At 72.4% G+C, this 11908-nt stretch carries 18 protein-coding genes; 10 read left to right on the forward strand and 8 right to left on the reverse strand.

Annotation, left to right across the window (positions count from 1 at the left end):
* Positions 1–156 precede the first annotated feature (156 nt).
* From C1I92_RS13565 to C1I92_RS13590, 6 genes are all read left to right on the forward strand, one after another.
* Entirely contained in the window at positions 157–1068 is a 912-nt protein-coding gene (locus C1I92_RS13565) for a 1,4-dihydroxy-2-naphthoyl-CoA synthase (RefSeq protein ID WP_111255196.1), read from the forward strand.
* Positions 1069–1070: 2 nt separating this feature from the next.
* Positions 1071–1517, forward strand: coding sequence for a DUF7660 family protein (locus tag C1I92_RS13570; RefSeq protein WP_111255197.1), 447 nt, complete (start codon positions 1071–1073; stop codon positions 1515–1517).
* Between the two features lie 29 nt (positions 1518–1546).
* On the forward strand, positions 1547–1888 hold the full coding sequence (locus C1I92_RS13575; RefSeq protein ID WP_111255198.1) for a hypothetical protein: 342 nt from the start codon (positions 1547–1549) through the stop codon (positions 1886–1888).
* Positions 1889–1954: 66 nt separating this feature from the next.
* Complete coding sequence (locus C1I92_RS13580; protein ID WP_111255199.1) at positions 1955–2569, forward strand: hypothetical protein; 615 nt, start codon at positions 1955–1957, stop codon at positions 2567–2569.
* 118 nt (positions 2570–2687) lie between these two features.
* Entirely contained in the window at positions 2688–3872 is a 1185-nt protein-coding gene (gene menE, locus C1I92_RS13585; RefSeq protein ID WP_111255200.1) for an o-succinylbenzoate--CoA ligase, read from the forward strand.
* On the forward strand, positions 3872–4747 hold the full coding sequence (locus tag C1I92_RS13590) for a 1,4-dihydroxy-2-naphthoate polyprenyltransferase (protein ID WP_111255201.1): 876 nt from the start codon (positions 3872–3874) through the stop codon (positions 4745–4747). Before menE ends, C1I92_RS13590 begins: the two co-directional genes overlap by 1 nt.
* 99 nt (positions 4748–4846) lie before the next feature.
* On the opposite strand, the gene C1I92_RS33810 is transcribed toward C1I92_RS13590, so the two are convergent.
* From C1I92_RS33810 to C1I92_RS13605, 4 genes are all read right to left on the reverse strand, one after another.
* Positions 4847–5020, reverse strand: a complete 174-nt coding sequence (locus C1I92_RS33810) for a hypothetical protein (protein ID WP_158564120.1) — start codon at positions 5018–5020, stop codon at positions 4847–4849.
* Positions 5021–5127: 107 nt separating this feature from the next.
* Complete coding sequence (locus C1I92_RS13595; RefSeq protein ID WP_111255202.1) at positions 5128–5358, reverse strand: hypothetical protein; 231 nt, start codon at positions 5356–5358, stop codon at positions 5128–5130.
* A 52-nt stretch (positions 5359–5410) separates the two neighbouring features.
* Positions 5411–5710: a DUF4229 domain-containing protein gene (locus C1I92_RS13600; RefSeq protein WP_111255203.1), complete on the reverse strand. Its 300-nt coding sequence runs from the start codon at positions 5708–5710 to the stop codon at positions 5411–5413.
* Positions 5711–6074: 364 nt separating this feature from the next.
* Positions 6075–6719, reverse strand: a complete 645-nt coding sequence (locus tag C1I92_RS13605; RefSeq protein ID WP_111255204.1) for a GNAT family N-acetyltransferase — start codon at positions 6717–6719, stop codon at positions 6075–6077.
* Positions 6720–6864: 145 nt separating this feature from the next.
* Between C1I92_RS13605 and C1I92_RS13610 the strand changes: the two genes are divergently transcribed.
* Positions 6865–7890, forward strand: a complete 1026-nt coding sequence (locus C1I92_RS13610) for an LLM class F420-dependent oxidoreductase (protein ID WP_111255205.1) — start codon at positions 6865–6867, stop codon at positions 7888–7890.
* A gap of 2 nt (positions 7891–7892) precedes the next feature.
* Here C1I92_RS13610 and C1I92_RS13615 read toward each other — a convergent pair whose 3' ends face one another.
* A complete protein-coding gene (locus tag C1I92_RS13615; protein ID WP_158564121.1) occupies positions 7893–8819 on the reverse strand; it encodes a TIGR04222 domain-containing membrane protein in 927 nt (308 codons plus the stop codon).
* Positions 8816–9301 carry an Lrp/AsnC family transcriptional regulator gene (locus C1I92_RS13620; RefSeq protein WP_111255207.1) on the reverse strand — a complete coding sequence of 162 codons (486 nt, stop codon included), beginning with the start codon at positions 9299–9301 and terminating at the stop codon, positions 8816–8818. The genes C1I92_RS13615 and C1I92_RS13620 overlap by 4 nt, the downstream gene beginning before the upstream one ends.
* A gap of 95 nt (positions 9302–9396) precedes the next feature.
* Here C1I92_RS13620 and C1I92_RS13625 point away from each other — a divergent pair, with 95 nt between their 5' ends.
* Complete coding sequence (locus C1I92_RS13625; protein ID WP_111255208.1) at positions 9397–9780, forward strand: rhodanese-like domain-containing protein; 384 nt, start codon at positions 9397–9399, stop codon at positions 9778–9780.
* On the opposite strand, the gene C1I92_RS13630 is transcribed toward C1I92_RS13625, so the two are convergent.
* Together C1I92_RS13630 and C1I92_RS13635 are read right to left on the reverse strand one after the other, a co-directional pair.
* Entirely contained in the window at positions 9767–10717 is a 951-nt protein-coding gene (locus C1I92_RS13630; RefSeq protein ID WP_111255209.1) for a threonine ammonia-lyase, read from the reverse strand. The two genes, C1I92_RS13625 and C1I92_RS13630, sit on opposite strands and share 14 nt — an antisense overlap.
* On the reverse strand, positions 10717–11184 hold the full coding sequence (locus tag C1I92_RS13635; protein ID WP_111255210.1) for an Lrp/AsnC family transcriptional regulator: 468 nt from the start codon (positions 11182–11184) through the stop codon (positions 10717–10719). The genes C1I92_RS13630 and C1I92_RS13635 overlap by 1 nt, the downstream gene beginning before the upstream one ends.
* Here C1I92_RS13635 and C1I92_RS33815 point away from each other — a divergent pair.
* Together C1I92_RS33815 and C1I92_RS13640 are read left to right on the forward strand one after the other, a co-directional pair.
* A complete protein-coding gene (locus tag C1I92_RS33815; protein WP_158564122.1) occupies positions 11183–11329 on the forward strand; it encodes a hypothetical protein in 147 nt (48 codons plus the stop codon). The two genes, C1I92_RS13635 and C1I92_RS33815, sit on opposite strands and share 2 nt — an antisense overlap.
* Positions 11330–11470: 141 nt before the next feature.
* Positions 11471–11899, forward strand: a complete 429-nt coding sequence (locus tag C1I92_RS13640; protein WP_199521198.1) for a PLD nuclease N-terminal domain-containing protein — start codon at positions 11471–11473, stop codon at positions 11897–11899.
* The last annotated feature ends 9 nt before the right edge of the window (positions 11900–11908 follow it).

Genomic DNA, 11908 nt, shown 5'->3' on the forward strand with positions numbered 1-11908 from the left:
CTACAACAAACGCATCGCCACCGGCGACACCACCACCGAAGCCCTGCGAGCCCTCAAACGACGACTCGCCCGAACCGTCTTCAACACCCTGAAGAACAACCCATCAACCGCAACCGCGCCGAACCTCACAGCAGCGGCTTGACATAGGAGAAACGCGTGACGACCGCACCGTTCGACCCGTCCCGCTGGCGCCCGGTCAAGGGCTTCGAGCTCACCGACATCACTTACCACCGCCATGTCGAGGACGGGCACGACCGCGGCACCGTGCGGATCGCGTTCGACCGGCCCGAGGTGCGCAACGCGTTCCGGCCGCACACCGTCGACGAGCTGTATCGGGTGCTCGACCACGCCCGCATGACGCCCGACGTGGGGTGCGTACTGCTGACCGGCAACGGGCCGTCGCCGAAGGACGGTGGCTGGGCGTTCTGCTCCGGCGGCGACCAGCGGATTCGCGGCCGGTCCGGCTACCAGTACGCCAGCGGCGAGACCGCTGAGACCGTCGATGCCGCGCGGGCGGGGCGGCTGCACATCCTGGAGGTGCAGCGGCTCATCCGGTTCATGCCGAAGGTCGTCATCGCCGTCGTGCCCGGCTGGGCGGCCGGCGGCGGCCACAGCCTGCACGTCGTCTGCGACCTCACCCTGGCCAGCGCCGAGCACGCCCGGTTCAAGCAGACCGACGCCGACGTCGGCTCCTTCGACGGCGGCTACGGGTCGGCCTACCTCGCCCGCCAGGTCGGGCAGAAGTTCGCCCGCGAGATCTTCTTCCTCGGCGACGAGTACTCGGCGCAGGACGCGCACCGGATGGGCATGGTCAACGCCGTCGTCCCGCACGCCTCCCTCGAGGACGTGGCGCTGGAGTGGGCGGCGAAGATCAACGGCAAGAGCCCGACGGCGCAGCGGATGCTCAAGTTCGCCTTCAACGCCGTCGACGACGGCATGGTCGGCCAGCAGGTCTTCGCCGGCGAGGCGACGCGGCTCGCCTACATGACCGACGAGGCGGTCGAGGGCCGCGACGCGTTCCTGGAGAAGCGCGCGCCCGACTGGTCCCGGTTCCCCTGGTACTTCTGAGCATGGAGATCCAGTCGGTCGGCAAGGACGTCGCTCAGGTCCGACTGAGCCGGGCTGAGGTACTCGCGATCCGGAACATCACGGAGCGCGTCGACCTGGTGCCCTTCGAACTTCGGGGACCCCAGCAGATCTTCGAGCGACTCGCCGCGCAGTTCGGTGCGCTCGCGGACTCGCTGGACCATCCGTCGTGGGCGACCGGTCGTGCGACTCACGCTGACCCTGAGCGGGCGACGACGCGAGACGAGTTCGGTGAGTTCCTCCGCGCCGTGCTCGCGGACTTCGCCGAGTCGGGTCACCGCGAGTGGGAGAACAACACGCTGGAGCGATTCCTGGATGGGCTCAGCGCGTTCGCGCTCGCCCGCGTCATCGATCGTGCGGCTGAGGAGCAAGAAGTTGCCTCGTGGGCACTGTTCGCTGGGTTGATCGTCACCGCGACGGGATACGAGTAGAGGACGCGCACCTCTGAGAGGATCCGCCGATGCAGACCGTGACGCTGTGGCGGCCGACGGGGCCGGAGGAGCTCGAGCTGGTCGCCGCCTCCGGCTGGCGCGAGTGGCCGCCGAGACTCCCGGACCAGCCGATCTTCTACCCCGTGCTGAACGAGGACTACGCGACCCGCATCGCCCGCGACTGGAACGTCAAGGCGAGCGGCGTCGGCTACGTGACCCGGTTCGAGGTCGAGAAGCCCTTCCTCGACCGGTACGACGTCCAGCAGGCCGGCGGGCAGACGATCCTCGAGTACTGGATCCCGGCCGAGGACCTCGACGAGTTCAACCGGCACATCGTCGGCCTGATCGAGGTCGTCGCCGAGTACAGGTGATGACCCCGAGCCGAATGCCGGCGCCGAGTCGCTGACCTCGCTGCCTCGTCATCCATGGAGCCGCAAATGACGTTCGATCCCGCGAAGGTTCCGGGCGGCGACATTGCCGCGTGGGGAGCCGAATGCCGCGAGAAGGCACTCCGCGGTGTTCAGGATGGCGACTGGCGCCCGATCTACGACTGGACGAAGAGTTGGATCGGATGGGGCGGCGGCGCCTGGCTTCCGGACACCTGGATCCTGTACGCCGTCTCCGCGCTCGTTCAGGGCAAGCCTCGGATTGCCATCCACGCTCTTGACCTTGGGTTGAAGACCTGGCTCGTCGGCACCGCTGACCGAGCCGCGCTGACCTGGTGCAGGGGCGTGATCGTGATGGACCGGCTCGCAGATCCGAAGACCGCGCTTCTGGATCTGGAGGACTCGGTGGTCGACGTCCCGGCCTGGGTCGAACCGCTCGCCGGGCGTCGACTGGAGCACTGCAGGGACGCTGCCGCAGCCAGCCGTAAGCGAGTCGCGTCGGTGGGGCCGCGGCCTGCCTACGAGGGTTTGGAGAGTGCTGTACAGGTCGTGGCGCCTCCGGTCGGCGAGCGAGTCGATGGTGAGCGGCCTGAGGTCTGGTCGGCGGTCGAGAGCTTCTTTCGGAGCACACCTCGCCGGGACCAGTCGGGCACCGTGGCGACGTGACCATGAGTCCGCAGGAGTTCCTCGGAGGCGGCTGGCCGACGCAGGCGAACTTGAACTGCGTGACGAGCACCGAGCAGTGACCCAGGTGCCGGCCGGGTGCGTCTAGGGTGATGAGGCGATGCACACTCCGAACCGTCCCCTCATCACCGTCGAGGTGCCGCTGCGGCCTGCGGTCGTGCCGCGGCTGCTGCCCGCGGTCGCAGCCGCGCTGAGCGGCGGCGACGCGCTGCTGCCGCTGCCGGCCGGGCCGGCCGCGGTCCGCGACGAGCTGCTGACGGAGTTCGCGCCGCGCAAGCCGCTGGAGGACGGCGTCGCGTTCATCGTGCCGACGTCGGGGTCGACGGGGCGGCCGAAGGGCGCGCTGCTGAGCGCCGCCGCCGTCCGGGCGTCCGCCACGGCCACGCTGGACCGCCTCGGCGGGCCCGGCCGCTGGCTGCTCGTGCTGCCGGCCACCCACATCGCCGGGCTGATGGTGCTGGCCCGGTCGGTCGTCGCCGGGACGGAGCCGGTCGCCGTCGACCTGACCGGCGGGTTCGACCCGGAGCTGTTCGCCGCCGCGAGCGTCAAGGTCTTCGCCGGCCGCGAGCGGCGCTATACGGCGCTGGTGCCGCGGCAGCTCAGCGCGCTGCTGGACGCGGGCGCGGCGCCGCTGTCGGCGCTGACCGGCTACGACGCGGTGCTGGTCGGCGGCGGCCCGGCCGACGAGGCGCTGCTGGCGCGGGCCCGCAAGGCCGGCGTCGAGGTCGTCACCACCTACGGCATGACGGAGACCTGCGGCGGCTGCGTCTACGACGGCGTCCCGCTCGACGGCGTACGGGTCGAGTTGACGGCCGGCGGGCGGATCCGGCTCGCCGGGCCCATGCTGGCCAGCGGCTACCGGCTGCGCCCCGACCTCGCCGAAGACTTCGACGACGGCTGGTTCACCACGTCCGACCTCGGCGAGCTCGACGACGACGGCCGCCTGACGGTGCGCGGCCGGGCCGACGACGTCGCGGTGTCCGGCGGCGAGAACGTCCCGCTGGCCGCCGTCGACCTGGCCGTCGCCGGGCATCCGGGCGTCGCCGAGGCGCTCAGCGTCGCCGTCCCCGACGCCGACTGGGGCGAGCGCGTCGTCGTCGCCGTCGTGCCGGCCGATCCCGGGAACCCCCCGTCCCTCGACGACGTCCGCGCCCACGTCCGCGAGCGGCACCCCGTCGCCTACGCACCCAAGGAGCTGCACGTGCTCGACCAGCTGCCCACCCTGCCGGGAGGCAAGACCGACCGCCGCGCGCTGGCGGCCCGGCTGGGACTGGCGGACGCCTGATGGCGACGCCCGCGCAGTGGGTCGAGGGGGCCCGGCCGCGGACCCTGCCCGCCGCCGTCGCGCCGGTGCTGGCCGGGACGGGGGCAGCGGCGGCGGCCGACGCGGCGCACCTGGGCAAGGCGGCGCTGGCGCTGGTGGTCGCGCTGGCCCTGCAGATCGGCGTCAACTACGCCAACGACTACTCCGACGGCATCCGCGGCACCGACGAGCACCGTGTCGGCCCGTTCCGGCTGGTCGGCTCCGGCGCGGCCCGGCCGGGGGCGGTGAAGGCGGCGGCGCTGTGGAGCTTCGTCGCGGCGGGTGTGTCCGGCGCGGCGCTGGTGGCGTGGTCGGGGCACTGGTGGCTGTTCGCCGTCGGCGCACTGGCGATCGCGGCGGCCTGGTACTACACCGGCGGCCGGAACCCGTACGGCTACCGCGGGTTCGGCGAGATCTCGGTGTTCGTGTTCTTCGGCCTGGTGGCCGTCGCCGGGACGACGTACGTGCAGGCGGACCGGCTGACGTGGACGTCGTTCGTGTCGGCGGTGGCGATCGGCTGCCTGGCCTGCGCGCTGCTGCTGGTGAACAACATCCGTGACATCGGGACGGACGCGGTGAGCGGCAAGCGGACGCTGGCGGTGACGCTCGGCGAGAGACGCAGCCGGATGCTCTACGTGCTGCTGATGACGGCGCCGTTCCTGATCGTGGCGGCGCTGGCCGTCACCGACCGGCCGTGGGGCGCCCTCACGCTGCTGTGCGCCCCACTGGCCGTGGTGACCGCTCTCCCGGTGATCCGGCGGGCGACCGGCCGGGACCTGATCCCGGTGTTGAAGCGGACCGGGCTGACCGAGCTGGTCTTCGCGGTCCTGCTGACCATCGGCCTGGCGGTGGGCTGAGGGGTTAGCCCACCGCCGGGCCGGGTCGGTATCGAGCGGCGACCGCCGGCTGCGGCCGTCCGCGGGTCGGATAACGGAACGGGTGCGGCCGCCCGCACCTCAGGCGTGCCGGCGGGCGCGACGCGGACCGGCGTGGCCGCGGTCCTCGGCCGGGATCCGCGCGACGATGGCGGCCCGCAGGTCCTGCAGCAGCGACTGCGACTCGCCACGGTGCCGGCCGCGCTTGACCCTCTTGGCCTCTTCGGCTGCGCGCTCGTACTCGTCAGTCATCATCTGAAACCTCCTGTGTGAGGACGGCTCCTCGCGGTGCCGTCTGACCCACAAGACAGGGGGGCAGCCGGATCATGACGCGCCCTGTCAAGATTTTTCTCGGTATGTGGTCAGCTCTCGTCCCGGAGCTCCGGGACATCGGCCGCGTCGTCGAGTTCGTGCAGGTCACGGCCGGGTGCGTCGGAGCTGAGCCGCTGCTCACCGGTGGCCGGCTGCGGGTGCGCGACGCCTTCGTAGGCGTCCATCTCGGCGAGCGCGTCGTCGCCGAGGCGCTCGCGATCTATCTCCCGGGGGTCTTCGCCAGGGGTGGCCCCGGGCTTCGTGCGCCGATCGTCAGACATGACGCGGACGTACCCAACCAGCGGGTTCGCACGCGTCCCGGGCTACGCGTCGCTACGCCTCGCGCGGCTCGTCCGGACGGCCGGGTCGCTGCGCCTCGGCCTCGGCCCGGGCCCGCTGCTCGTCGTCCCAGGCGTCCTCTGCGGCGGTGCGCTCGCGGATCGTCCGCAGCCGCCGGTCCCAGGCGATCGACACCTGGTCTCGGCTGCCGCGCAGCACGAAGAAGCTCAGCAGGCCGGAGAGCACCAGCCCCGACGCGACCAGCACCAGCCCGCGCAGCCCGACGAGCCAGAGCAGCGCGGCGACGACGGCGAAGACCAGCGCGCGCAGCAGCGTGTATCGGAGAACGGCCATGACGCTTCGCAGTCTACGCCGCCGGAAATCGACAGGGGCCGCCGCCCGCGACGGGGGAAGGCCGGCGGCGGCCTCTGTCGATCACCCCGGGGAGGGTGGTGGCCTGGAGGAGCGACTCGGCCGCTGCCCGTAGCCGGCCGCCCGGGTGGTGTTCGGAAGGACCATGGGAAGACGCTATCGAACAGGTGTTCGATCGTCAACCCCTTCCGGCGCCTGGGGGTGTCTGACGGATATTGGCGGATGCGGGCGGCGTCCAGGCGTCGATCCAGCAAGGCGCCGGAGGAGATCGATGCGGTGCCATCGGGCGACGACGGCAACGCAGCTGGTCGGCGTCTGGGCGTCGATCCGCGCCGCCGAGGATCCGTCAGCCACCCCCAAGCAGCGGCAGGCAGGGCTCGAGCCCCTCGATCGTCACGTCGACGTCCCGATGCTCGTCCCACGCCTGCCGGGTGAGCAGGAACCGCTGCTCCAGCGCCACCTTGCCACGCGCGATGCCCCGGCCGATCCCGTTCTCGGCGTAGCCGAGCTTGCGCGACACCCGCAGCGACGCGTGGTTGTCCAGGTAGCCCGTCGACACGGCCTGCTCGGCGCCCAGCCCGGCGAAGGCCAGGTGCAGCACCGCCGCGCGCATCTCGGTGCCGATGCCCCGCCCCTGGTGCCGCAGGCCGAGCCACGACTCCGACTGGACCTCGCGCCGAATCGCGAAGTCGTCGGCCTCGAGCTCCTGGACGCCGACCAGCACACCGTCGGCGAAGACGGCCAGGTTCAGCGCCCACGACTCCGGGCTGAGCTCGGCCAGCCGCTTCCACTGCCGTTGGATGACCCGGCGGGCCAGCTGGTCGGGCGGCAGCTCGGTCCACGGCACGCCGAACGGCATCAGGTCCGGCCCGTGAACGCCCTCGACGGCCAGCTCCGCCAGCGCGGCCAGCTCGTCGTGGGTGGGCAGCCGCAGCTCCAGCCGTGGCGTGCGCAGCCGCAGGCCCAGGACCGGGAAGTGATCGATCAGCATCGCCGTCAGTGTGGTCCCGCCGGCGCGGGCGGCGCCAGCGAATATCCGGGCGGCGTCGCGTTCCTCGCCGCAGCCTCGCCGAAAAGCGGAGGCTCGTCTCCGGCCGTTCACCGCCGTGACCTAACGTGAGCCCATGACCTCTTCCATGAAGTTCGGACTCTTCGTCCCACAGGGCTGGCGGCTGGACCTCGTCGACATCGACACGAAGCAGCACTGGGAGACGATGCTGCGGATCGCCCAGCACGCCGACGCCGGGCCGTGGGAGTCGATCTGGGTCTACGACCACTTCCACACGACGCCGGTGCCGACCGAGGAGGCGACGCACGAGGCGTGGTCGCTGATGGCGGCGTTCGCGGCGGCGACGCGGCGGGTGCGGCTGGGCCAGATGTGCACGTGCATGGCGTACCGCAACCCGTCCTACCTGGCGAAGGTCGCGGCGACCACCGACGTGATCTCGGGCGGCCGGGTCGAGATGGGCATCGGCGCGGGCTGGTACGAGCACGAGTGGCGCGCCTACGGGTTCGGCTTCCCGCGCGCGGGCATCCGGCTGGCCATGCTCGACGAGGGCGTCGACATCATGCGACAGGCGTGGACGAACGGGACAGCGACGCTGGCCGGCGAGCACTACCAGGTCGACGGCGCGATCTGCCGGCCGTTGCCGCTGCAGGAGGACGGCATCCCGCTGTGGATCGCCGGCGGCGGCGAGAAGGTGACGCTGCGCATCGCGGCCAAGCACGCCCGCGGCGCGGAGTACACCGGCTCGCGCAGCTACACCACCCACACGAACTTCAGCGGCACGCCGGAGGTGTTCGCGCACAAGTCGCAGGTGCTGGCGCAGCACTGCCTCGACCTCGGCACCGACTACGACTCCATCACCCGCTCGATGAACTTCAACGTCGTCATCGGCGCCAACCAGGCCGAGGTCGAGGCGAAGCTGGCCCGGATCGAGGAGATCCTCGGCCGCTTCATGACGCCCGACGTCGTCGCGGAGAAGATGCGGCCGTACCGCGACGACAACCCGACCGCCGGGACGCCGGAGCAGGTCGCCGAGGCCATCGGGAAGTTCAAGGCCCAGGGCATGAGCTACGCGATCGGCTACTTCCCGGAGGCCGCGTACGACCTCAGCGGCGTCGAGCTGTTCGAGAAGGAGGTCATCCCGGCACTGAGCTGAGCTCAGTCCCCGCCGCCGCCGTCACCGCCTCCGTCACCGTCGCCGCCGCCGCTGGTCATGCCCGCGTCGGCGGCGACGACCGCGTTGACGCCGTAGCGGTCGCTGCGCCGGCCGTGCGGCATGCTCCAGCGCGACTCGACGGCGTTCCCCTGGACCGCGCGGCGCAGCGCGTCGTCGGTCATGGCGGCGAACCCGCCGACGGCGACCCGCTGCGCCTGCGGGGCGTCGGCGGGCAGCTCGGCCTGCAGGAGCTCGACGATGTCGCGCCCGAGCGCCGTCCGCGGATCGGGGCCGTGGTAGCCCGGGCGTCGGCTCCAGATGAACGCCGTCAGGATCGACACCGGGAGCCAGGCGAGGATTGTGACCGCCGCCGGCCCCTCGTTCTCCTCGAGCGGGTTGGCCGTCGTGATCAGGCCCATCGAGCAGAAGAACATGCCGAGCAGAGTCGGCACCCACACGATCCCCGGCCCCCACTGGCGGCGCAGCGGCGTCACCAGGAGCTCGCGGTCGGCCAGCGTGCGCAGTCGGCGGCGCAGGTTCCACTTCAGCGCGTCGCGGCGAACGGCGTCGAGGCCCTGCCGGCCCTTGGCCCGCACCGACACCAGGATCATCGCCTCGTCGAAGCCGTAGCCAGGCTTGTACTCGGGGCTCTCCATCGGGGTGTCGAGCATCCGGTCGACCTCGTCGGTGACGGTGAGCCGTCCGTCCTCGGCCCGCACCAGCTCCCGATCGACCAGCTCGAGGACGGCCACGTCGATGGCGCGCGCGACCCCGCCGGTGAGCAGTGCGGTGTCGGTGCGGTCGAAGCTGCGGCCGAGCTCGTAGCGCGCCACGTCGGGCCGGCGACGGCGGTCGTTCAGCACCACGGCGACCGCCGATCCGATGCCGCCCAGCACGACCAGGACGAAGAGCAGCAGCAGGCCCGTCACCGTTCGACGCTGGCAGATCCGGGTTGCGGCCGGGTGATCAGCCGCGAAACCAGCGGCGACGAGTACACGACGGAGGTCGTGATGCTGCCCAGCGTGGCCAGCCGGCCGGTCAGCTCCTCCAGGTGCCGCATCGACCGCGCGGCCACCTTGAGCACGAAGCAGTCGTCGCCGGTGACGTGGTGGCACTCCAGCAGCTCCTGGGTGCGCTCCAGCTCGGCGTGCAGCGCCCGGTAGTTGCCCGACGGGTAGCGCAGCCGGACGTAGGCGATGACGGTGTAGCCGATCCGCTCCAGATCCAGCTCGGCCCGGAAGCCGGCGATGACGCCGAGGTCGGTGAGACGGCGGATCCGGTCCGCCGTCGCGGTCGGGCCGAGGTTGACGCGGCGGGCCAGCTCGGCGACGGCGATCCGGCCGTCGCGCTGGAGGTGCTCGAGCAGCTGCCAGTCGACGCGGTCGAGCGTGACGGGGGAATCGTCGGCCATGCCGGAAAGATACCGGGCTTTCCCCGCCGGATCCGCGCCCAAGACCGATGAGAGCCTCTGCCGGAATCCGCACCAACCGCCGTAGCGTCGACGCCATGACGACGATCCCACCCGCGCCACCGGACCAGGCCGCCGCGCACTTCGCCGCCCTGCTCGCGTACGAGACCGACTGCTGGGACGTGCACCACGCGCTGACCACCGGGACGGCGGACTTCGTGCTGCTCGACGTGCGCAGCCCGGAGCTCTACGCCGCCGGCCACGTCCCCGGGGCGACGAACCTGCCGCACGGCCGCATCGTCGAGCGCAACCTCGCCGGCTACCCGCCTGAGACGGTCTTCGTCGTCTACTGCGCCGGCCCGCACTGCAACGGCGCCGACAAGGCGGCGCTGCGGCTGGCCCGGCTCGGGCGGCCGGTGAAGAAGATGATCGGCGGCGTCACCGGCTGGCTGGACGAGGGGTTCGCGCTCAAGACGGCGTGAGCACCCGGGCCAGCAGCGCCGGGTCGGCGTTCCCGCCGGACACGACGGCGACGGCCACGCCGAACCGGTCCGGCTCGGCCAGGAACGCCGCGGTCGTGAGCGCGCCGGTCGGCTCGGCGACGATCCGGCCGCGGACGGCCAGCAACCGCATCGCGGCCAGGATCGCGTCCTCGGACACGGTGACGATCTCGTCGACGTGACGGCGGATGTGCTCCCAGGTCAGCTCCCCGACGACGGGCAGCCGGACACCGTCGGCGATGGTCCGGTACGTGTCGGCGGGGTCCCAGGCGACGCGCTCGCCACGGGCCAGGCTGTCGCGGGCGTCGGCGGCGAGTTCGGGCTCGACGCCGACGACGCGGGTGCCCGGCGCCAGCGCCTTGATCGCGACGCCGACGCCGGAGATCAGGCCGCCGCCGCCCACCGGGACGAGGACGGTGCCGGCGTCGGGCCGGTCGGCGGCGATCTCCAGCCCGACCGTGCCGCCGCCGGCGATGACCCGCGCGTCGTCGAACGGCGAGACGAACGTCAGACCGCGCTCGGCGACCAGCTCGCGGACCCGGCCGTCGCGCTCCGGCGGCGCCACCATGATCACCTCGGCGCCGAGCGCCCGGGTCGCCTCGACCTTCACCGGCGCGGCGGCGTCGGGCATGACGACGGTGGCCGCGATGCCCTGCGCGCGGGCGGCCCAGGCCAGCGCCTGCGCGTGGTTGCCGCTGGAGTGCGTGACGACGCCGCGCTCGCGGGCGTCGTCGTCGAGGAGGGCGACGGCGTTGAACGCGCCGCGCAGCTTGAACGCGCCGGTGGCCTGCAGGCCCTCCGGCTTGAGCCACAGCTCGCCGCCGGACCACGGCGCCGGGACCAGCGGCGTCCGCACGGCCACGCCGTCGAGCCGGCGGGCCGCCGCGCGGACGTCGTCGAGACTGACCAGGCCCGCCATCAGCTGCCCACCAGCTCGGCCCGCGCCGGGTCGACCTGGCGGTCCTCGAACCGGGTGGAGATGACCAGCGTGGTCCGGGTGCGGGCGACCCCTTCGATCCGCACCAGACGGCCGAGGAGCCGCTCCAGCCCTTCGACGTCGGCCAGCCGGACCTTGAGCATGTAGGCCTCGTCACCGGCGATGAACCAGCAGTCCTCGACCTCGGGGACGTCCTCGAGTCGTGCGCCGACCTCCTCGTGCCCGGCGGAGTCCGACAGCACCAGCCCGATCAGCGCCGTCAGCCCGAGGCCGAGCGCCGCCGGGTCGACGGTGGCGCGGTAGCCGGTGAGCACGCCGCGCTCCTCCAGCCGGCGCACCCGCTCCTGGACGCTCGGCCCGGACAGGCCCACCAGCCTCCCCAGCTCCGCATACGACGCGCGGCCGTTGGCTCGCAACGCGGCGACAAGACTCGCATCGACGGTGTCCATGGCGCTCCATCCTCGCAGCGCCCCGAAGCGCGCCCGCAACGTGGTGGGGATCACCCGGTTCGACCTGCGCCGGGAGGCGGAGCGGGCCCGTCAGGCGGCGGCCCTGCGCGCCGTACATGGGGTGCGTCGCCGGCTCTTCTCCTGACCCGCGCCCCGGCCCGGTTCCGCTCGCTCGGACAAGCCGAACCCGGTCCGGGGTGCGATACGCCCTCGGCACCACCTAGGCTGGTGGAAAGGGACACAGCTCGACCGGGGAGGTCGCACGGTGGGTCGGGTACTACCAATCGTGGTCGCCATCGCGTTGCTCGTGTACGCGCTGATCGACTGCCTGCAGACCGACTCCGCCCGGTTCCGGTCGCTCAACCGCGGCGCCTGGCTGGCGATCATCGTGCTGATCCCGCTGGTGGGGCCGATCCTCTGGCTCGCGATGGGTAAGCAGCGCAACCGCCCGCAGCGCCCGGCCGGTCCGCCGCCGCGGCCGCTCGCGCCGGACGACGACCCGGAGTTCCTCCGGCGCCTGCGCGACAGCGACACCAAGCACGAGCAGATGCTGCACCAGTGGGAGGCGGACCTGCGTCGCCGTGAGGCCGAGGCCCAGCGGAAGAAGGACGCCGAGGCCGCTGCCGAGGAGGCCGAGCGCAACCGTCAGGCCGAGGCTCGCAAGCGCGAGGACGAGGCCCGCCAGCACACCGACGACGAGGACGACTCCCGCTGACCGCGAGCC

The sequence above is a fragment of the Jiangella anatolica genome (genome assembly GCF_003236295.1).
Taxonomy (GTDB): domain Bacteria; phylum Actinomycetota; class Actinomycetes; order Jiangellales; family Jiangellaceae; genus Jiangella; species Jiangella anatolica.

Coding starts and splice junctions, on each gene's coding strand:
- C1I92_RS13630 (WP_111255209.1), bottom strand. CDS start 10,717: ATGGCGGGCCTGGTCAGTCTCGACGACGTCCGCGCGGCGGCCCGCCGG.
- C1I92_RS13620 (WP_111255207.1), bottom strand. CDS start 9,301: ATGGCCGACGATTCCCCCGTCACGCTCGACCGCGTCGACTGGCAGCTG.
- C1I92_RS13610 (WP_111255205.1), top strand. CDS start 6,865: ATGAAGTTCGGACTCTTCGTCCCACAGGGCTGGCGGCTGGACCTCGTC.
- C1I92_RS13625 (WP_111255208.1), top strand. CDS start 9,397: ATGACGACGATCCCACCCGCGCCACCGGACCAGGCCGCCGCGCACTTC.
- C1I92_RS13605 (WP_111255204.1), bottom strand. CDS start 6,719: ATGCTGATCGATCACTTCCCGGTCCTGGGCCTGCGGCTGCGCACGCCA.
- menE (WP_111255200.1), top strand. CDS start 2,688: ATGCACACTCCGAACCGTCCCCTCATCACCGTCGAGGTGCCGCTGCGG.
- C1I92_RS13595 (WP_111255202.1), bottom strand. CDS start 5,358: ATGTCTGACGATCGGCGCACGAAGCCCGGGGCCACCCCTGGCGAAGAC.
- C1I92_RS33810 (WP_158564120.1), bottom strand. CDS start 5,020: ATGATGACTGACGAGTACGAGCGCGCAGCCGAAGAGGCCAAGAGGGTC.
- C1I92_RS13580 (WP_111255199.1), top strand. CDS start 1,955: ATGACGTTCGATCCCGCGAAGGTTCCGGGCGGCGACATTGCCGCGTGG.
- C1I92_RS13635 (WP_111255210.1), bottom strand. CDS start 11,184: ATGGACACCGTCGATGCGAGTCTTGTCGCCGCGTTGCGAGCCAACGGC.
- C1I92_RS13570 (WP_111255197.1), top strand. CDS start 1,071: ATGGAGATCCAGTCGGTCGGCAAGGACGTCGCTCAGGTCCGACTGAGC.
- C1I92_RS13575 (WP_111255198.1), top strand. CDS start 1,547: ATGCAGACCGTGACGCTGTGGCGGCCGACGGGGCCGGAGGAGCTCGAG.
- C1I92_RS13600 (WP_111255203.1), bottom strand. CDS start 5,710: ATGGCCGTTCTCCGATACACGCTGCTGCGCGCGCTGGTCTTCGCCGTC.
- C1I92_RS33815 (WP_158564122.1), top strand. CDS start 11,183: ATGGCGCTCCATCCTCGCAGCGCCCCGAAGCGCGCCCGCAACGTGGTG.
- C1I92_RS13590 (WP_111255201.1), top strand. CDS start 3,872: ATGGCGACGCCCGCGCAGTGGGTCGAGGGGGCCCGGCCGCGGACCCTG.